The organism is Gemmiger formicilis, assembly GCF_900167555.1.
GTDB classification, from domain to species: domain Bacteria; phylum Bacillota; class Clostridia; order Oscillospirales; family Ruminococcaceae; genus Gemmiger; species Gemmiger formicilis.
The window spans coordinates 1-18,930 of sequence record NZ_FUYF01000003.1; the positions used below are offsets into that span (position 1 = coordinate 1).

Annotated in this window: 15 protein-coding genes and 3 tRNA genes; 12 read left to right on the forward strand and 6 right to left on the reverse strand. The window is 60.3% G+C overall.

The window, feature by feature from the left end; all coding sequences use genetic code 11:
* Window positions 1–36: 36 nt before the first annotated feature.
* From B5D32_RS03125 to B5D32_RS03140, 4 genes are all read right to left on the reverse strand, one after another.
* Window positions 37–112, reverse strand: a tRNA-Trp gene (locus B5D32_RS03125).
* Window positions 113–160: 48 nt separating this feature from the next.
* Window positions 161–236, reverse strand: a tRNA-Thr gene (locus tag B5D32_RS03130).
* Window positions 237–239: 3 nt separating this feature from the next.
* Window positions 240–316, reverse strand: a tRNA-Asp gene (locus B5D32_RS03135).
* Between the two features lie 186 nt (window positions 317–502).
* Window positions 503–1,108, reverse strand: a complete 606-nt coding sequence (locus tag B5D32_RS03140) for a glycerol-3-phosphate acyltransferase (RefSeq protein ID WP_078783639.1) — start codon at window positions 1,106–1,108, stop codon at window positions 503–505.
* 72 nt (window positions 1,109–1,180) lie between these two features.
* On the opposite strand from B5D32_RS03140, the gene B5D32_RS03145 reads away from it, so the two are divergent.
* From B5D32_RS03145 to B5D32_RS03165, 5 genes are all read left to right on the forward strand, one after another.
* Window positions 1,181–1,747 carry a uracil-DNA glycosylase gene (locus B5D32_RS03145; RefSeq protein WP_078783640.1) on the forward strand — a complete coding sequence of 189 codons (567 nt, stop codon included), beginning with the start codon at window positions 1,181–1,183 and terminating at the stop codon, window positions 1,745–1,747.
* 33 nt (window positions 1,748–1,780) lie between these two features.
* Entirely contained in the window at window positions 1,781–4,153 is a 2,373-nt protein-coding gene (locus B5D32_RS03150; protein ID WP_078783641.1) for an ATP-dependent DNA helicase, read from the forward strand.
* Window positions 4,154–4,334: 181 nt separating this feature from the next.
* A complete protein-coding gene (locus tag B5D32_RS03155) occupies window positions 4,335–5,720 on the forward strand; it encodes an MATE family efflux transporter (protein WP_078783642.1) in 1,386 nt (461 codons plus the stop codon).
* A 233-nt stretch (window positions 5,721–5,953) separates the two neighbouring features.
* Window positions 5,954–7,216, forward strand: a complete 1,263-nt coding sequence (locus B5D32_RS03160; RefSeq protein ID WP_078783643.1) for a diaminopimelate decarboxylase family protein — start codon at window positions 5,954–5,956, stop codon at window positions 7,214–7,216.
* Between the two features lie 18 nt (window positions 7,217–7,234).
* Window positions 7,235–7,567: a hypothetical protein gene (locus tag B5D32_RS03165; RefSeq protein ID WP_143402660.1), complete on the forward strand. Its 333-nt coding sequence runs from the start codon at window positions 7,235–7,237 to the stop codon at window positions 7,565–7,567.
* Between the two features lie 219 nt (window positions 7,568–7,786).
* On the opposite strand, the gene B5D32_RS03170 is transcribed toward B5D32_RS03165, so the two are convergent.
* Together B5D32_RS03170 and rnhA are read right to left on the reverse strand one after the other, a co-directional pair.
* Window positions 7,787–8,182, reverse strand: coding sequence for an adenine nucleotide alpha hydrolase family protein (locus B5D32_RS03170; protein ID WP_078783644.1), 396 nt, complete (start codon window positions 8,180–8,182; stop codon window positions 7,787–7,789).
* A gap of 21 nt (window positions 8,183–8,203) precedes the next feature.
* Window positions 8,204–8,665, reverse strand: a complete 462-nt coding sequence (rnhA, locus tag B5D32_RS03175) for a ribonuclease HI (protein ID WP_078783645.1) — start codon at window positions 8,663–8,665, stop codon at window positions 8,204–8,206.
* Between the two features lie 287 nt (window positions 8,666–8,952).
* Between rnhA and B5D32_RS03180 the strand changes: the two genes are divergently transcribed.
* The 7 genes from B5D32_RS03180 to ftsH all read left to right on the forward strand — a co-directional run bounded on the left by B5D32_RS03180 (window position 8,953) and on the right by ftsH (window position 18,925).
* Entirely contained in the window at window positions 8,953–10,953 is a 2,001-nt protein-coding gene (locus tag B5D32_RS03180) for a ribonuclease J (protein ID WP_078783646.1), read from the forward strand.
* 27 nt (window positions 10,954–10,980) lie between these two features.
* A complete protein-coding gene (locus B5D32_RS03185; RefSeq protein ID WP_078783647.1) occupies window positions 10,981–12,948 on the forward strand; it encodes a DHH family phosphoesterase in 1,968 nt (655 codons plus the stop codon).
* Between the two features lie 31 nt (window positions 12,949–12,979).
* A complete protein-coding gene (gene rplI / locus B5D32_RS03190) occupies window positions 12,980–13,426 on the forward strand; it encodes a 50S ribosomal protein L9 (protein WP_078783648.1) in 447 nt (148 codons plus the stop codon).
* Between the two features lie 24 nt (window positions 13,427–13,450).
* On the forward strand, window positions 13,451–14,854 hold the full coding sequence (gene dnaB, locus B5D32_RS03195; RefSeq protein ID WP_143402661.1) for a replicative DNA helicase: 1,404 nt from the start codon (window positions 13,451–13,453) through the stop codon (window positions 14,852–14,854).
* A gap of 22 nt (window positions 14,855–14,876) precedes the next feature.
* Complete coding sequence (gene tilS / locus B5D32_RS03200; protein ID WP_078783650.1) at window positions 14,877–16,235, forward strand: tRNA lysidine(34) synthetase TilS; 1,359 nt, start codon at window positions 14,877–14,879, stop codon at window positions 16,233–16,235.
* A 14-nt stretch (window positions 16,236–16,249) separates the two neighbouring features.
* Window positions 16,250–16,795, forward strand: a complete 546-nt coding sequence (gene hpt, locus B5D32_RS03205) for a hypoxanthine phosphoribosyltransferase (protein WP_200805165.1) — start codon at window positions 16,250–16,252, stop codon at window positions 16,793–16,795.
* A gap of 90 nt (window positions 16,796–16,885) precedes the next feature.
* On the forward strand, window positions 16,886–18,925 hold the full coding sequence (gene ftsH, locus B5D32_RS03210) for an ATP-dependent zinc metalloprotease FtsH (protein WP_078783928.1): 2,040 nt from the start codon (window positions 16,886–16,888) through the stop codon (window positions 18,923–18,925).
* Window positions 18,926–18,930 lie beyond the last annotated feature (5 nt).

The following is an 18,930-nucleotide window of genomic DNA, read 5'->3' on the forward strand; positions in this document are numbered from 1 at the left end:
AAAAAGCCGCTTACCTCAAACGAGATAAGCGGCTTTTGGCAGGGGTAGAAGGATTCGAACCCTCGGCACGCGGTTTTGGAGACCGCTGCTCTACCAACTGAGCTATGCCCCTATACTAATGATGCCCACAATGCGTATCTTGCACTGTGGGCATCAGCGCTGGAGCTGCTAAGCAGATTTGAACTGCTGACCTCATCCTTACCAAGGATGCGCTCTACCAACTGAGCTATAGCAGCGTATGGCGACCCGAATCAGGCTCGAACTGACGACCTCTAGCGTGACAGGCTAGCGTTCTAACCAACTGAACTACCGGGCCATACCCAGCTTTGTGCGCTGCCGTGGCAGCTGCAACGTTGTTAATTATAGCGGCTGACACGCAAAATGTCAACACTTTTTTTGATATTTTTTGCCGATTTTTTCAGCTTTGATAAAATACAGCGCAGTTGCGTAAAAACCTAAAGAACATTGCATTCCGGGGCAGGGCGTGGTATGATAGATTATATCAGAGTTTCGGGCGGAAGAACTGCAGCTCCTCGCCGCGATGTATCCGCTGCAGACCGGCCCAGTGCCGCGTGACCATGATAACTGCATTCAGGGCCAGTACAGCACCGGCCTCGGTGCCGTATTGCAGCCAGCCCACCGGCACAGCCAGCGCGGCAATCAGCACCGCGCCTACCGGCAGATATCCGGTCAGCAGCACAGCCACGCCGCCCGCCAGACAGCACAGCACACCGGTGACGGGCAGGTACAGCATGAGCCACGCGCAGGTGACGGCCACGCCCTTGCCGCCCCGGCCCTTGTACCAAATCGGCCAGTTGTGCCCGAGCACCGCGCCAAGCCCGCCGTACAGCAAAGCGGTAAGCCCCAGCTCCGGCGCAAGCTGGTGGCAGAACCAGCAGGCCGCCGCAGTCTTGATGACGTCGCCCGCCAGAACCAGCAGCCCGGCCTTTTTACCAAGATGTGTCGCGATATTCGCCATGCCGGGGTTGCCGGTGCCAATATCCCGCGCACTGACGCCCGCCGTGCACCGCGCCACGACCTCCGCTGTCAAAAAACCGCCGAACAGATACCCCGCCAGCAGGCAGAGTCCCCGCAAAAATAGTGCCATACGCCTGCCCCTCCTTTTCCTTACAGTATGGGTGCGCCGCGCCCGATTTAACCATGTCAGAGGAAGTATATTATGGAACTGCAAGCATTGCAACAGGAATGCCTGGCCTGCCGCCGCTGCGGCCTGTGCGAGACGCGCCACAGCGTCGTCTTTGGCCAGGGTGCCGCACACGCCGAGGTCATGCTCGTAGGCGAGGGCCCCGGTGCCAACGAGGACGAGCAGGGTCTTCCCTTTGTGGGCAAGAGCGGCCAGCTGCTGGACCACTATCTGGAGGCCGTCGACTTGAGCCGTGACAAAAACGTCTATATTGCCAATATCGTCAAATGCCGCCCGCCGCAGAACCGCGACCCGCTGCCGGAAGAATCCGCCGCGTGCATGCCTTGGCTGCGCCAGCAATTTCAGCTGATCCGTCCCAAAATCGTTGTCTGTCTGGGCCGCGTGGCCGCGCAGCGGATGCTCGACCCGGGCTTCTCGATTTCCCGCGACCACGGTAAATTTTTCGACAAACAGGGCACACTGTTCATGGCAACCTACCACCCCGCAGCGCTGCTGCGCTACCCAGACAACAAGCCCGCTGTCTTTGGCGACTTTGTGGCCCTGCGGCAGAAAATCACAGAGGTCTGCGAACATACCTATTAAAAAGATACCACCGGATGCAAGGAGGGAAGCGGCATGGAGCCTGAAACGTTGGCACTGACGCTGCCCATACGGCGTCTGGTGGAGTTTTTGTTGCGCACCGGCAGCATTGACAGCCGCTTTACCGGCTTTGACCGCGCGCTGGAGGGTGCACGCCTGCACCGCAAATTGCAGCGTGCCGCCGTAAAAGAGTACCCGGACTACCAGGCCGAGGCGGCGTTGAAGCAGGACTACGCCTGTGCCCAAATCACCTACACGCTGGAGGGCCGTGCCGACGGTATTTTTACCGATACTGACGGCATGCCGACTATTGATGAGATCAAAACCACAACTCTGCCGCCCGAGCTCATCACCGGTGAGCAAAGCCCGGAGCACTGGGCACAGGCGCAGATCTATGCGGCCATCTACGCGCGCCAGAACGGCCTGCCCGCTATGCGGGTGCGGCTGACCTACTTTCAGGTCGATGAAGAACTGGAATTTCGTTTCAGCCATGACTACACCGCCGACGCGCTGGACGCCGTTGTGACCGACCTGCTGACGCAGTACGCGCCGTGGGCCAAGCGTGCTGCCGAGTGGCAGCGCATCAGCCGCACGTCACTGGCGGCGCTGCAATTTCCGTTTCCCGGCTATCGTCCGGGCCAGCGGGCCATGATCGGCGCGGTGTACAAAATTTGCACCGAGGGCGGGCAGCTGCTCTGCCAGGCACCCACCGGCATCGGCAAGACGATGAGCGTGCTGTTCCCGGCGTTAAAGGCTGTGGGGCAGGGCGGCCCCGTCTTTTACCTGACAGCCCGCGGCACGACCCGTGCGGCAGCGGAGAACGCGCTGGCGTTGCTGCGGGCGTCCGACGCCGATTTAAAGCTGCGCAGCGTAACGCTGACGGCCAAAGACAAAATCTGTATGCAGGATCGGCGCGAGTGTACGCCCGAGGCATGCCCCTATGCCAAAGGCTACTATGATCGCGTCAGGACGGCGCTGTGGGATGCGCTGGACACCCACGCTCTGACCGCTGACGCCCTACAGATGCTGGCTCGCAGACATAAGGTCTGTCCGTTTGAGCTGGGGCTGGATCTAAGCCTGTGGTGTGATGTAGTCATCGGGGACTACAACTACCTGTTTGACCCCGTCGTGCATTTGGAACGCTTTTTTGACACAGCGGGGGACTATCTGTTTCTGCTCGATGAGGCACATAATCTTCCGGACCGCGCCAGGAGCATGCACAGTGCCGTCCTTGCCAAAAGCGCCTTCTACGACGCCAAAAAGCGGCTGGGCAAGGGCAAAAGCAGCCTGAAAAACGCGCTGACAAAGGTCAACGACATCTTCATCGAGTGGCGGCACCGCTGCGAGGAAGCGCCCGGCGACAGCCGCTTTGGCCGCACGTTCTTTGAAAAGTCCCGCGCCGATGAGCTTGACCGCGCGCTGACAAGGCTCTGCGAGCCGCTGGAGATCTGGCTTGACGAGCACCGCGACCCCGACGAGACCCACGAGGCACTGCTGCAATTATACTTTGACATCCGCGCCTGGCTGCGCGTGGCGGACACGTTCGACGATCACTTTGTACTGCAAATCTCTGCCCACGGCAATGAGGTCCGTGCCGCAATGCTCTGCCTGGACCCGAGTGACTTTCTGGCGGCGGACTTTGCCAAGGGCCGCGCGGCGGTGCTGTTCAGCGCGACGCTGGCTCCGGCAGGCTATTACAGAGATCTGTGCGGTCTGCCCGATGCCCGCGCTGTAGCGCTGCGCAGCCCGTTTGATACGGAGCATCTGGGCCTGTGGTGCGCCCGCCACGTCAGCACCCGCTACAAGGACCGCGCGGACAGCATTGCCAAGGTCGCTGACCTGCTGGCCGTGATGTCCGGGGCGAGGGCCGGGCACTATCTGGCGTTTTTCCCGAGCTACAGCTATTTACAGCAGGTGTGGGAGGATTTCACCGCCCGCTACCCGGACCAGCCGACCCTCTGTCAGGAAAGCGCTATGGACGAGGGAAAACGCGCGGAGTTTCTGGCACAGTTTCAGAAATCCGACGGCAGACCGCTGTTGGGCTTTGCGGTGCTGGGCGGCGTTTTTGGCGAGGGCGTCGATCTGACGGGGGAGAGCCTCATCGGTGCAGCCATCGTCAGCCCGGGCCTGCCGCAGGTCGGCCCGAGGCAGGAGCAGCTGCGCGATTACTTTGAGCAGACGCGCGGCTCCGGCTTTGACTATGCCTACCGTTTCCCCGGCATGAACAAGGTTTTGCAGGCGGCAGGCCGGGTCATCCGCACGCCGGAGGACCGCGGTGTTGTCCTGCTTATTGATGACCGGTTCCTGGCCCCCGACACCAGCCGCCTGATGCCGCCGCACTGGGAGCAGCTGAAAACCGTGGACTCGGCGCAGGCGCTGACAGCGGAGCTGGCCGCATTCTGGAAATAACACCTGTCAGGCGCCTGAAATCTGCCGCCGCTGCGCAAGAAAATACGCTTTTGCCATCCGGTGCTGTTTTGCCGAAAAGAACGCAAAATTTGTGTGGTCAGCCCTCTTGCATTTGTATCTGTGCGTGCTATAATACAATCCGCACGAAATTATGCACGTATATAATAGGGTATGAAAAATCATGACAAAAGACCTTACGAGCGGCAGTCCGCTCAAAGTTATTCTCCTGTTCAGCTTGCCGCTGGTGCTGGGCAACCTGTTCCAGCAGTTCTATGCGCTGGCGGACACCATCATCGTTGGCCGGTTCTGCGGTGTCAGTGCGCTGGCCTCTGTCGGCGCTACCGGCTCGGTCAACTATCTGATCTTGGGTTTCGTCATCGGCGTCTGCAACGGCTTTGCGATCCCAATCGCGCAGCTGTTCGGCGCGCGGGATTACAGTGATCTGCGCCGCCATGTGGCCAACGCCGCCTGGCTCTGCATTGCAGCCAGTGTGGTGCTGACCATCAGCACCGTTGCGCTGACCCGTCCGATGATGCAGCTGATGCAGACGCCCGACGACATCATTGACGGCGCGGTCATCTACATTGGCTGGATTTTTGCAGGCATCCCGTTCATCTTTCTGTACAATATGGTGGCGGCCATCATGCGCGCACTGGGCGACAGCAAGACGCCGCTGTACTTTCTGATCCTGACCAGTGCGCTCAACATCGGGCTCGACCTTTTGTTCATCATCCCGTTTCAGATGGGTGTTCTGGGGGCGGCGCTGGCCACTGACATCTCGCAGGTCATTTCCGGTGTGCTGAGCTTTATCTATCTGAGCCGTAAATTTGATGTGCTGAAGATGCAGAAATCTGACTTTGCCTACAGCAAAAAGGCCTGCGCACGTCTGCTGGGCATCGGTATACCCATGGGTCTGCAGTGCAGCATCACGGCCATTGGCAGCGTCATCATGCAGTGGGCGGTCAATGTGCTGGGCAGCACCGCCGTTGCCGCCGTCACCGCAGCAGGCAAGACCCAGGGGCTGCTGACCGTTCCGATGGAGAGCGTCGGCACGGCCATGGCAACCTACGCCGGGCAAAACCTCGGCGCATCCCGGATGGATCGTGTGCGACAGGGCGTCAACAGCGCAATGCTCATTATTTTGATTTACGGTGTGGCATCGGCTTTCGTTCTGCATTTTACCGACGTGCAGATCATGTCGCTGTTCCTTGACACAGCCAAGGAGGTCGACATCGTTGCCATGGGCCGCGAGTATCTGTTCTGGAACAGCGTGTTCTTTGTGCCGCTGGGGGCATTGATCGTCTGGCGCTACACCATTCAGGGACTCGGCTTCTCGTCACTCGCTATGCTGGCCGGTGTGGCCGAGATGGTCGCCCGCACGGCGGTGGCAATTGTACTGGTCCCGGTTCTGGGATACTTCGGCGCGGAGCTGTCCAATCCCGCCGCATGGATCGCGGCCTGCCTGTTCCTGTACCCTGCGTACCGCTGGACCTGCCGTCAACTGGACAACCGCCTGCTGACCGCCAGACTCCACATTCAGGGCGACCACGCGGAGACTGTGCTGTAAATAGGATAAAAGACCGTTCCGGTGCTGGAACGGTCTTTTTCATTGTGGCTGCGCAGTAGGGGCGGGGCATGCCCCGCCCGCAGCCTTCCCAGTAGCATATGCTTGCCATACAGCCGCGGGCCGGACATGTCCGGCCCCTACAGCGCTATTTTTCCCAAAGTCTCTTGCCGTCGCCTTACAAACCGTATATAATAAGCCTATACGAAGTATATAAAGGGAAAGGAAAGACCATCATGCCGCAGAAAAAGCCGTTTATCACCCTTGCCCAGGCGAAGGAGATCGCCGCCGATATTCCCACCCCGTTCCACCTCTACGATGAAAAGGGAATCCGCGAGAACGCCCGCAGGGTCAACGCTGCGTTCAGTTGGAACAAGGGCTTTAAAGAATATTTCGCCGTAAAGGCCACGCCCAACCCCTACCTGCTGAAGATTCTGCAGGAGGAGGGCTGCGGCGTTGACTGCTCCAGCTATACTGAGTTGCTCATGAGCGAGGCCTGCGGCTTCAAGGGCAGCGACATCATGTTTTCCTCCAACGACACGCCCGCGCAGGACATGAAGAAAGCCTACGACCTCGGCGCGTACATCAATCTGGACGACCTGACCCACGTTGCGTTCCTTGAAAAGGTCGCGGGCGTGCCCAAGACCGTCTGCTGCCGCTTCAACCCGGGCGGTGTGTTCGAGCTGGGCAACGGTATCATGGACAACCCCGGCGACGCCAAGTACGGCATGAGCGAGGATCAGATGGCCGAGGCTTACACCAGGCTGATGGCTGCCGGTGCCGAGCAGTTCGGCATCCACTCCTTCCTGGCCAGCAACACCGTGACTGACGACTATTACCCGAAGCTGGCCGGTATCCTGTTTGAGCTGGCCGTTCGCCTGCACAAGCGCACCGGCGCAAAAATCAAGTTCATCAACCTTTCGGGCGGCGTCGGCATTGCCTACCGCCCCGACCAGCGCAGCAACGACATTGCCGCCATCGGCGAGGGCGTGCGCAAGAAGTTTGAGGAGATTCTGGTGCCCGCCGGCATGGGTGATGTCGCTATCTTCACCGAGATGGGCCGCTTCATGCTGGCACCCTACGGCGCACTTGTCACCACTGTGCTGCACCAGAAGCATATTTACAAGGAGTACATCGGCGTTGACGCCTGCGCGGCCAACCTGATGCGCCCTGCCATGTACGGCTCCTACCATCACATCACGGTGCTGGGCAAGGAGGACACCCCCTGCGACCACAAGTACGACGTCACCGGCGGTCTGTGTGAGAACAATGACAAGTTCGCCATTGACCGTATGCTGCCGGAAATCGACATCGGCGACATCGTCTACATCCATGACACCGGCGCACACGGCTTCTCGATGGGCTACAACTACAACGGCAAGCTGCGCAGTGCCGAGGTCCTGCTGAAGGAGGACGGCTCCCACCAGCTCATCCGCCGCGCCGAGACGCCGGAGGACTACTTTGCAACGTTTGATTTCAGCCCCTTCTTCAAAAAATAATTCCGGGAGGACACCCCATTGTTTGAATTCCTTTTTGTTATCGGCATCGTGCTGGCGTTTTACGGCTACTCCGCAATGAAGAACCCCAATGTCTGGGGCGACCAAGGCCGCGACGAGATCAAACCAGAAAACTGGAACGGCTATGTGGTGCACAACGGCCAGTTCATGATGTACGCCGGGTTCTTTCTGGCTGCGCTGGCCGCACTGGATGTGATTTTTGACTTTGCGGGCTGGCTGTACATCCTGATCCTGCTGGGCGGTCTGGCCATGATCTTCTATCCGCTCGCCCATTGGATGCACGAAAAAGAGGGTAAATGGTGGCCCTGGCCGAAGCATAAAAAGAAAAAGTGAAACTCTCAAAAGCCTTCCCCCTCGGGGGAAGGTGGCCCCGCAGGGCCGGATGAGGGCAAGGTGTATCTGACTACTCAAAAACGGGTCATTGCCACAAGTTTTGCCCTCATCAGTCAGTGGTCGGAGCCACTGACAGCTTCCCCCGTGGGGGAAGGCAACGCAAACAAAAATGCCTGTGCAGGCTTCAAACCTGCACAGGCATTTTTGCTGTCGTAAGATTTATTCCGCCGTATCCGCCAGCATCTCCGCCACTTCTGCCTTGGTAAACTCGCCCAGCGGCAGCACCAGCTTAGCTAGCACTTCCTGCGGCAGACCTGCCAGCGCGGCACTCTGGTCTGCCTCGGTGTCCGCGGCGGGCAGCAGATGAGAAAGCCCCTCGCCGTCCACCTCGATGCGGGCATAGTGCCCGGTGGCAATGAACGCGCAGTCCAACTCGGCGGCTTTGTCGGCCAGCAGCTGCAAAAGCCCGGCTGGCGTGACTTCGTGCTCAGCCGTGAATGTCTGCACTGCAAAGCCCTGCTGCTGCAAAATGCGCATGGCTGCTGCGGCGTCACTGCCGCTGTTCAGTCCCAGCAGGACCTTATCCTGCTTTTCAAATGTGTTAAAACCGTCCATGCTTCTCTCCTTATGCCAAGGTCAGGCCTGACGCCCGCCGTATTTCTTGCTTTGCTCCACAGCCATGCGGTCACAGCGTTCGTTTTCGGGATGGCCGGCGTGGCCCTTCAGCCAGTGGTAGGTGATTTCATGCTTCTCGCTCTCGGCCAGCAGCGGGGCCCACAGATCCGGGTTCAGGGCGGGGGATTTGTCTGCTTTCTTCCAGCCGCGGGCGCGCCAACCCCTGGCCCAGCCCTTTTGCAGGCTGTCAATGACGTACTTGCTGTCGCTGTACAGATCAATGGCGCAGGGCTCCTTGAGCTGGCGCAGCGCCTCCAGCAGGGCGGTCATCTCCATGCGGTTGTTGGTCGTGTTGGCCTCGCCGCCGGAAAGCTCCTTCTCGTACACCTTCTGCGCCGTGCGGAACCGCAGGATCGCGCCCCAGCCGCCCGGGCCGGGGTTGCCGCTGCAGGCACCATCGGTATAAATTTCAATATGCTTCATGCGTTGTACTCCGTATTCTGGTCTATAATACTACTATTATAGCAAGCCGGGCTTCATAAGGCAAGATATTTGACATAGACGCCATTTCCGATTATAATAGAGTGTAATTGCATTGTGTGTTTTATCGGGCCTGGCCGCGTCTTTTCAGGCGGGCTTTCCGCGCCCATTCCATTAGGCATAGGAGCATCCGCTCTTAAAATACATAGATCGCAACCGCTTTTGAGGGGATCCGGTACCTGCAGATGGCAGGCACCAGCCCGGAAATACGACGATTCGGAGGTTTTTCGATGGAAGAGTTCAAGCCAAAACGTAAAAATACCGCACAGCCTGCCCAGAACGGCCAGAGTGCGCCCCATACCCGCAAGCCGCGCACACCCAAGCCCCAGGGTGAGAACGCTGCCAACGCGCAGCACAAGCCCCGCCCCCGCCGCCCGCGCCCCGCGGCCCCGGCCACTGCCGAGCAGAACGCCGCCGCGCAGAGCATCCCGGCTCCGCGTCCGCGCCGCCCGCGCCAGAATCAGAACAGCGCTGCACCCCAGAACGGTCAGGCTACCGCACCGCGCCCCCAGGGCCAGCGCCGCGGACGCCGTCCTAAGAACCCGGAGCATCTTGAGATGACCCCGGCCATCCCGATGCACATCTGCCCGCTGGGCGGCCTCGGCGAGGTCGGCAAGAACATTACGCTGTATGAGTGCCAGGGCGACATGATCCTCGTTGACTGCGGCCTTGTGTTCCCGGATGCCGATATGTTCGGCGTCGATCTGGTCATCCCGGACTTCACCTACGTGCTCGAGAACAGGGACCGCATCAAGGGCCTGTTCATCACCCACGGTCACGAGGACCACATCGGCAGTCTGCCGTACCTGCTCAAAAAATTCAATGTGCCGATCTACGCCGCCAAGCTGACGATTGGTCTTATCAAGAACAAGCTCGAGGAGCACGGCCTTGCGTCCAGCGCGATCTTCCATGAGATCCGCCCGCGCCAGAAGGTCACGCTCGGCTGCTTCACCGTTGAGCCGATCCACGTCAACCACTCCATCCCGGACTCGCTGGCCTTCGCCATCGACTGCCCGGCGGGCGTGGTCATCCACACCGGCGACTTCAAGGTCGACTACACGCCGCTGTCCGGCGACGCCGTGACCGACCTGCCCACGATTGCCGAGTATGGCCGCAAGGGTGTGCTGGCGCTGCTGGCAGATTCCACCAACGCAGAGCGCCCGGGCTTCACCGCCACTGAACAGACCGTCGCCGAAGGCGTGCGCCGCCTGTTCGCCAAGGCCGGTAAGCGCCGCATCATCGTGGCAACGTTCGCCTCCAACATCTACCGCGTGCAGCAGATCATCGACCTGGCGATTGAGTCGGGCCGCAAGGTCGCCGTCAGCGGGCGCAGCATGGTCTCCAACACCGAGATGGCCCGCGAGCTGGGTTACCTGCACGCGCCGGATAATGTGCTTATCACGATTGACGAAATCAACAAGTACCCGCCGGAGAAGGTCGTGCTCATCACCACCGGCAGCCAGGGCGAGCCGCTGAGCGCGCTGTCCCGCATGGCGCAGGCCAGCCACCGTCAGGTGCGCGTCGGCCCCAATGACTTCATCATCATCTCGGCCCGCCCGATCCCCGGCAATGAAAAGACCGTCACCAAGGTCGTCAACGGCCTGCTGACTCTCGGGGCCGAGGTCATCTACGAAAATATGTACGACACCCACGTGTCCGGTCATGCCTGCCAGGAGGAGCAGAAGCTCATGCTGACGCTGGCCCACCCGCAGTTCTTCCTGCCCGTGCACGGTGAGTTCAAGCAGCTCAAGCGCCACGCCGAGACCGCGGAGCATCTGGGCTATATCCCGAAGCAGAATATCTATATCGCCGAGAACGGCCAGAACATCCGCCTTTCCGCGGATGGCATGACCGTTGAGAACACTGTTACGGCGGGCGCTGTGATGGTCGATGGCTACGGCGTCGGCGATGTAGGCAATGTGGTCCTGCGGGACCGCCACCACCTGTCGGAGGACGGCATCATCATTGTGACCGCCGCCATCGACGGCAGCAACGGACAGGTTCTCTCCGGTCCCGATCTCGTCAGCCGCGGCTTTGTCTACGTGCGTGAGAGCGAGGAGCTGATGGAGGGAGCCCGCACCCAGGTGGAGATGGCCCTAGACCGCAGCCTGGCCGACAACCTGCACGACTGGGCCAGCGTCAAAGCCCGCGTGCGCGAGGCGCTGTCGAGCTATATCTACCGCCGCACCAAGCGCAGCCCCATGATCCTGCCAATTCTGCTGGAAGTGTAATTGTTTTCCTGAACAGGGGAGTGTACGATGAAACACAAGGATGGATTGGATATTGCCGCTCTGCTGCTTTTGCTGCTGGTCGCCGTCGCCGCGATGGTCGTGCCGGTGGCCCTGACGCAGCCTGCCCTGCTGGCCGTGCCTGCGGTGCTGGTACTGATCGCGCTCTGTGTAGTGCTCTACCAGCGCCGCCGCCTGCGCGCGTTTCTGGCCAGGCAGCTTTGCAGCACCGATTTTGAGAACAGCCGTATCCAGTACAGCCTGGCAAATCTGCCCATCCCCACGGTGCTTGTCAACGACGGGCGCATTTTGTGGTACAACCAGTATTTCAGGCAGGATGTGCTGGACGATTACGACGCGGTGACTCGCCCGGTGAATCGCGTTCTGCCGGAGTTGGATCTGGCTGTCTGCTCCCGCCCGCACGGGCAGGACCTGAAAGTGGGGGAACGCCGTTTTACGGCCTATGCAGGCTCAGCCAAGGGCAGCCGCGGGGCCAGCCTTGTGTATCTCATCAATGATACGCTTTATAAAGAAACGCTCGACGAGTACAACGAAAGCCGTCCGGCCTGTCTCATCATCGTCATCGACAGCTATGACGAGCTGTTTGACGATATGAAGGACAGTGAGCAGGCCAAGGAGCTGGAGGCTATCAACAGCTTGCTGGAAGAGTATATCGGGCGCAGCACCGGCTTTTTGCGCAAGGTCACGAACAGCCGCTACATCGCAGTGGTGGAGGAACGTGACGTCCGCTGGATGCTGGCGGAGCGCTTTGACATCCTCGATAAGGTCCGTGCGCTGCATCCCGGCGGGCTGACCACGCTGTCCATCGGCGTCGGCCACGGCGGAAAGACCCTGCAGGAATGCCACCAGATGGCACGCGAGAGCATCGACATTGCCTTGGGCCGCGGCGGCGACCAGGCCGCCGTTAAGACCGTTGACGGCTTTGAGTTCTACGGCGGTATCTCCCACGGCGTCGAGAAGCGCAGCCACGTCCGCAGCCGCATTATTGCCAACGCGCTGTGCGACCTCATCAAGCGCAGCGACAGCGTTATCATCATGGGGCACCGCATGAGTGACCTCGACGCCGTCGGCTCCGCCATCGGCGTGCTGCGCATCTGCAAAATGTGTGATGTGCCCGCGGTCATCGCCATCAACAGCGAGGCTACGCTCGCCGGGCCGCTGCTCAAGACTTTTCTTGATGCAGGCGAGGGCCACGACTTTATCGCACCCGATCAGACGCTCGACGTCATCACGCCGAACACGCTGCTGATCGTCGTCGATACCTACCAGAAGCGCCTGCTGGAAAGCCAGCAGATCTACGAAAAGTGCAAGCGCGTCGTCGTCATCGACCATCACCGCATGGCGGTGGGCCACATCGACAACCCAACGCTGATCTACCATGAGCCCTATGCGTCCAGCGCCAGCGAGCTGGTGTGTGAGCTTCTGCAGTTCATGCCGAAGGAAAACAACATCACCCCGCTGGAGGCCCAGGCACTTTTGGCCGGCATCATGCTGGACACCCGCAGCTTTGCACTGCATGTCGGCGTGCGCACCTTTGAGGCTGCCGCCTGGCTGCGCAGCCGCGGTGCCCAGACGGCTGACACCAAGCTGCTGTTCAACACCTCAAAAGAGGAGTACGAGGCCCGCGCCCACATTGTGGAGGCGGCCTACATATACAAGGGCTGTGCCATTGCCCTGTCGGACGAGCTTGAGGCCGGCATGAACGTTGTGCTGCCGATGGCAGCCAACGATCTGCTGACCATCAACGGCGTCGATGCCAGCTTTGTGGCAGTCGCCAAAAATGACGGCGTCAATATCTCGGCGCGCAGCATGGGCGCGCTGAACGTGCAGGTCATTCTGGAGCCGCTGGGCGGCGGCGGCCATCTGATGATGGCGGGTGCTCAGCTCCAGAACTGCACGCTGCAGGATGCGGAGCGCCGCATCCGTGAACAAATCGACCTTTACCGCGCGGCGCAAAAGGAAAATACTGCACGGTAATTGTGATAAAAATTTCGGGAGGGAAACCCTTATGAAGATCATTCTCAAACAGGACGTCAAGACCATCGGCAAAAAAGACGAGATCCACGAGGTTTCGGACGGCTACGCCCGCAACTTCCTGTTCCCGCGCAACCTGGCAGCCCCCGCGGATGCCGCAGCGCTGAACCAGGCCCGCACCAAGAGCGAGGCCAAGGCCCACCACGAGGCCGAAGCACGCGGCGCCGCAGAGGAGCTGGCCGCTAAGATCAAGGGCCAGGTCGTGACCGCCAAGGTCAAGGGCGGTGCATCCGGCAAACTGTACGGCAAGGTCACTGGCAAGGAGGTCGCCGAGCTGCTGACCGCCCTGACCGGCACCGAAATCGACAAGAAGAAGGTCGAGCTGCCTTCCGCCATCAAGGAGTTCGGCAGCTATGACGCCTCCGTGCGCCTGTACGCCGGTATCGTCGCACCCTTCAAGCTGAAGGTCGAGGAGCTGTAATTTGTCGTCTGGCAGGGAAGGAGGATGTCCGCTATGCCGAAAAATGAAGAAGTAAGCCTTGCCAGCCTGGGCATCCAGATGCCCTACAGTATGCAGGCCGAGCAGAGCGTGCTGGGCGCGGCGCTGGTGGATGAAACGGTGCTGAACCGCCTCATCACCGACATGGAGCCCGAGATGTTCTACTCGGACCAGAATCGCGCCATCTATGAGACGATGCGCTCGCTCTACACCGAGAGTGAGGCCGTTGACATTGTCACGCTTGTCAATGCGCTTGCCAGCAACAAGACGTTTGCCAGCGCCGACGACGCCAAGGTCTATCTGGCCCGCATCGCCGAGACGCTGCCCTCGGTCTCGAATGTTGATTCCTATTTTAAGATCGTCAAGGAGAAGTACCAGGGCCGCCGCCTGATCGACGCCGCCCGGTCCATCCTGAACGAGACCGCCTCCGGTGAGGACGCCGATCTTCTGCTCGAAAGCGCGGAGCAGAAGATCTACGACATCCGCTCCGGGCGCGACAAGTCGGGCGTCAAGACGATCCGCGAGTCCATTCTCGAGGTCATCGACACGATGCAGAAGCTGAGCGGCGCGGACCGCGACAAGTTCGCTGGTATCCCCACGGGCTTCAACTATCTGGACACGGTCCTGACCGGGCTGGGCCGCTCGGACCTGATTATTCTGGCCGCCCGCCCCGGTATGGGCAAGACCTCGTTTGCACTGAACATTGCAACAAACGTTGCCCGCCAGCAGAAGGTGCCGACGATCATTTTCAGTCTGGAAATGACCTGCGAGCAGCTGACGGACCGCATTCTTTCCAGCACGGCGAACATCGACAGCCAGGCATTCCGCACGGGCCGTCTGAACAACTCCGACTGGAACGATTTTGCCCAGGCCACGTCGCTGCTCTACAACGCTCCGATTTACATGGACGATTCCTCCGGTATCTCGGTGCCGGAGATCAAGGCAAAGATCCGCACGATCAACCAGGATCCCAAGAAGGAAAAAATCGGGCTCGTTATCATTGACTACCTGCAGCTGATGCAGAGTGCCAAGCGCACCGAGAGCCGCGTGCAGGAGATCAGTGACATTACCCGGAATCTCAAGATCATGGCCAAAGAGCTGAACGTACCGGTCATCGCGCTTTCCCAGCTGTCCCGTGCAGCGGAAAAGACGACGGGCCGCTCGGATCACCGGCCCCAGCTTTCCGACCTGCGCGACTCCGGCTCTATCGAGCAGGATGCCGACATCGTGCTGTTCCTCTACCGCGCGGCCTACTACAATGCCCAGAACGGCGAGGAAAATCAGGCCAATGAGAATGAGGCCGAGTGCATCGTAGCCAAAAACCGCCACGGCGAGACGAGCGTTGTCCGTCTGGGCTGGGACGGCGCGCACACGCGCTTCAGCAATCTGGATGTGACCCATGAGTTCTGACGCGGAAAAAACTGTACAGCGTATGGATGAGGCTCTGTTGGACAACTGCCGCCGACAGGGTCTATTCAAGTCTGGCGACAGAGTCATTGCGGCCTGCTCCGGTGGGGCAGACTCGATGGCTTTGTTGCTTTTTTTACTGCGCCATCGCCGCACGCTGGAGATCGAGGTACTGGCGACCCACGTCAACCACGGCATCCGGGGCGAGACCGCCCGCCGCGATGCCGACTTTGTGGCGGACTTCTGCCGCCGGAACGGCGTGGAGCTGTTCCTGTATGACGCCGTGCAGGAAGGCATAGAGGTGCCGCCCCGCCCGAGCGAGGATTGGGCCCGCGGTCTGCGCTACGGCTGGTTCGATGAGCTGGCCGCGCGGGAGGAGGCCGTCATTGCCACGGCCCACACGATGTCCGACCAGGCTGAGACGGTGCTTTTCCGCATGGCGCGCGGCACGGGTCTGCACGGGCTGACCGGCATCCCGCCGCGCCGCGGCTGCTATGTGCGGCCCTGCCTCTGCCTGACCCGCGCCGACACCGAGGCATACTGTGCCGCGCTGGGGCAACACTATATCCGGGATGAGACGAACGACCAGGACGTCTATGCGCGCAACCGCATCCGGCATGATGCCATCCCGGCGCTGCAATACGCCAACCCCGCCGCCGAGCGCAGCATTGCGCGGCTCTGCCGCCAGATGCGCGCGCTGGACGACTGGCTGACCGGCGAGGCCGCCGCCCTTCTGCAGGCGGCCACTGTGCCGGGCGGCTATGATGTCACGGTCTTGCGCCGCGCCGAGGGACCTGTGCTGGACGCCGCGCTGCACGCGCTGGTCAGCCCCGTGCGCGACGCCGAGGAAAAGTATATCAGCCTGCTGCACTTCCTTGTTTTAAAGGGGGAGGGTGCTGTTCAGCTGACCCCGGACGTAAACTATAAAATACAGGACGGCCTGCTCGTCTGCCTGACGCGGGAGGGTTCTCAGACCCTTCCCGCGCCGCCGCAGCCCTTTGAACCGGGTGATTTTTACCTTCCGGGTGGTTATTTTGTGAAATTTCAGGTCGTAAAGTATGAAGATTTTCTAAAAAATCAACCAATTTTCAAAAAAGACTTAAACTGTTGCGCAGATTGTGCTAAAATACAGGGGAATGTTATTCTGCGCACACGGCAGCCGGGGGACTTCTTCCGCCCGGCAGGACGCCATCTGCGAAAAACACTCAAAAAATATTATAATGAACTTGGCATACCGCAGGCCGAAAGGCCGCTGCTGCCGCTGCTGGCTGACGGCAGTGAGGTGCTGTGGCTGTGGGGCTGCGGCTTTGCCGAGGGATGTGCCCCCGATGAGTACACCCACGAGGTACTGACGGTGCGGACAGAAAAAACAGGGGAGGCATAACTCTGATGTACAGCATGGACAATGATATTGACCACATTCTTGTATCGGAAGATGCGCTGAAAGCCAAGGTCAACGAGCTAGGCGCACAGATCAGCCGCGATTACGCGGGCAAAGACCTGCTTCTGGTCTCGATCCTGAAGGGTTCCGTCGTCTTTATGGCGGACCTGATGCGCGCGGTTCAGATTCCCTGCGCCATCGACTTTATGGTCGTTTCCAGCTACGGCGGTGCAAACACGTCCTCCACGGGCCTTGTCAAGATCATCAAGGACCTGGATGCCGACCTGACCGGCAGGGACGTGCTGATCGTTGAGGATATTCTGGACACCGGCATCACGCTGTCCAAGCTGGTTCCGGTGCTGAAAATGCGCAACCCCGGCAGCGTGAAGATCTGCACCATCCTCAGCAAGCCCAGCCGCCGCATGGCCGACATCGAGCCGGACTACTGCGGCTTTGAAGTGCCGGATGAGTTCGTGGTCGGCTATGGTCTGGATTACGACGAAAAGTACCGCAACCTGCCCTATGTGGGTGTTCTTAAGCCGGAAGTGTATTCCGGCGAATGATAAAATGCCCGGTGTGCACACCGGATAGGAGTTGATTTCTTGAAGCAAAAACAACCGAAATTCAGCGGCATCCTCGTGGTAGCCGTCCTGATGGTGTTGGTCCTGTTCATCGTCAGCCTTTCGCCGCTGCTGGCAGCGTCCGGCAGCAAGGACACGACCTACTCCGAGATTTACTATTACTTTGAAAATCAGCAGGTGACATCGTTCCGTCTGGACCTTGGCACCGGCAGCCTGGAGCTGTGGCTCAAGGAGGGTAAGGCTGCTCTGCCGGAGTCCAACGCTGCAGCCAGCCTGCCCACCGGCGGTCTGCTGACCGGCGTGTACAGCTCGGACGATAACGCCCTGCCCGCCAACGGCGGCACCGTCTATATGACCTACAAGCTGCCCTACGGCGGCGACTTCAACACCGGCAAGATCTCCGATTTTGTTGACGAGTACAATGCGGCCAACCCGGATGCGCCGATGGTGTTTGACTACGTCGCCGCCAAGACGAGCATTCCCTGGCTGGAGATCATCTTCTACGTCGCAATGATCGGCAGCATCGGTATGCTGTTCATGTCGATGTACCGCGGCGGCGCGGGCGGCGGCATCATGAATGTGGGCCGCGCCAAGGTCAAGGATCAGCAGGAGAACCAGCGCAAGGCAACCTTTGCCGATGTGGCCGGTGCCGATGAGGAAAAGGCCGAGCTCCAGGAGGTCGTTGAGTTTCTGAAGGCCCCGAACAAGTTCAACTCCCTCGGCGCACGCATTCCGCACGGCGTGCTGCTTGTCGGCCCTCCGGGTACCGGCAAAACGCTGCTGGCCCGTGCCTGTGCCGGTGAGGCCGGTGTGCCGTTCTATGCGATTTCCGGTTCCGATTTCGTCGAGATGTACGTCGGCGTCGGTGCCTCCCGTGTGCGCGACCTGTTTGAAAAGGCCAAAAAGACGATGCCTTCCATCATCTTCATCGATGAGATCGACGCGGTGGGCCGTCAGCGCGGCGCAGGTCTCGGCGGCGGTCACGATGAGCGCGAGCAGACCCTGAACCAGCTGTTAGTCGAGATGGACGGCTTCGACGCCAACGACGGCGTCATCGTCATGGCTGCCACGAACCGCGCGGACATTCTGGACAAGGCGCTGCTGCGCCCGGGCCGCTTTGACCGTCAGGTCTACGTCGGTCTGCCTGACGTCAAGGGCCGCGAGGAGATTCTGCGCGTCCATACAAAGAATAAGCCTCTCGGCCCCGATGTGAGCCTGAAAACGATTGCCCGCTCCACGGCTGGCTTCTCCGGCGCTGATCTGGAGAACCTCGTGAACGAGGCTGCGCTGCTGGCCGCCCGTCAGGGCAAGAAGGCCATCACCGAAAAGGAGATCGAGGAAGCCTCCGTCAAAGTCATGATGGGCCCTGAGAAGAAGAGCCACGTCGTCACCGACGAGGAGCGCCGCTTGACTGCCTACCATGAGACAGGCCACGCTATCACAGGCTACTTCAGCAAGCACCATGATCCTGTGCACCAGATCAGCATTATCTCCCGCGGCGGTGCGGGCGGCTACACAATGTACCTGCCCGAGAAGGACCCCAGCTACGTCACCAAGACCGCGATGTTTGAGAACATCGTCACCCTGCTGGGAGGCCGTGTGGCCGAGCAGCTTGTGCTGGAGGACATCTCCACCGGTGCGTCCAGCGACCTGCAGCGCGCCACCGATACGGCCCGCGCCATGGTCACCCGCTACGGCTTCTCCGAGCGGATGGGGCCTGTCGTCTACGGCAGCGACCCCGGCGAGACCTTCCTGGGACGTGACTTCGGCCAGGGCAAGGGCTACTCGGAGGCTATCGCATCCGAGATCGACAACGAGATCCGCGACATTGTGGATGAGGCCTATGAGACCGCCCGCCGCACCCTGACCGAGCACATGAACGAGCTGCACAAGGTAGCAGGCGTTCTTATGGAGCGCGAAAAGATCAGCGGTGAGGAATTCAAAACATTGATGGAAGGCGGGACCCTGCCGCCTTATGACCTGGGCAGGGGCGAGACCGCCCAGCCTGAAGCACCTGCGCCGGATTCTGCCGCACCTGTGCAGCCTGCCGAACAGCCCGAAACCCAGCAGCCTGCCGAGCCGGCCAACCCCCAGCCCGACACGCAAGAGTAAAGAGT

Bases quoted from the DNA above. Each gene is read 5' to 3' on its own strand.
- B5D32_RS03140 (WP_078783639.1), bottom strand. From the start codon at position 1,108: ATGGCACTATTTTTGCGGGGACTCTGCCTGCTGGCGGGGTATCTGTTC.
- B5D32_RS03145 (WP_078783640.1), top strand. From the start codon at position 1,181: ATGGAACTGCAAGCATTGCAACAGGAATGCCTGGCCTGCCGCCGCTGC.
- B5D32_RS03150 (WP_078783641.1), top strand. From the start codon at position 1,781: ATGGAGCCTGAAACGTTGGCACTGACGCTGCCCATACGGCGTCTGGTG.
- B5D32_RS03155 (WP_078783642.1), top strand. From the start codon at position 4,335: ATGACAAAAGACCTTACGAGCGGCAGTCCGCTCAAAGTTATTCTCCTG.
- B5D32_RS03160 (WP_078783643.1), top strand. From the start codon at position 5,954: ATGCCGCAGAAAAAGCCGTTTATCACCCTTGCCCAGGCGAAGGAGATC.
- B5D32_RS03170 (WP_078783644.1), bottom strand. From the start codon at position 8,182: ATGGACGGTTTTAACACATTTGAAAAGCAGGATAAGGTCCTGCTGGGA.
- rnhA (WP_078783645.1), bottom strand. From the start codon at position 8,665: ATGAAGCATATTGAAATTTATACCGATGGTGCCTGCAGCGGCAACCCC.
- B5D32_RS03180 (WP_078783646.1), top strand. From the start codon at position 8,953: ATGGAAGAGTTCAAGCCAAAACGTAAAAATACCGCACAGCCTGCCCAG.
- B5D32_RS03185 (WP_078783647.1), top strand. From the start codon at position 10,981: ATGAAACACAAGGATGGATTGGATATTGCCGCTCTGCTGCTTTTGCTG.
- rplI (WP_078783648.1), top strand. From the start codon at position 12,980: ATGAAGATCATTCTCAAACAGGACGTCAAGACCATCGGCAAAAAAGAC.
- dnaB (WP_143402661.1), top strand. From the start codon at position 13,451: ATGTCCGCTATGCCGAAAAATGAAGAAGTAAGCCTTGCCAGCCTGGGC.
- tilS (WP_078783650.1), top strand. From the start codon at position 14,877: ATGGATGAGGCTCTGTTGGACAACTGCCGCCGACAGGGTCTATTCAAG.
- hpt (WP_200805165.1), top strand. From the start codon at position 16,250: ATGGACAATGATATTGACCACATTCTTGTATCGGAAGATGCGCTGAAA.
- ftsH (WP_078783928.1), top strand. From the start codon at position 16,886: ATGGTGTTGGTCCTGTTCATCGTCAGCCTTTCGCCGCTGCTGGCAGCG.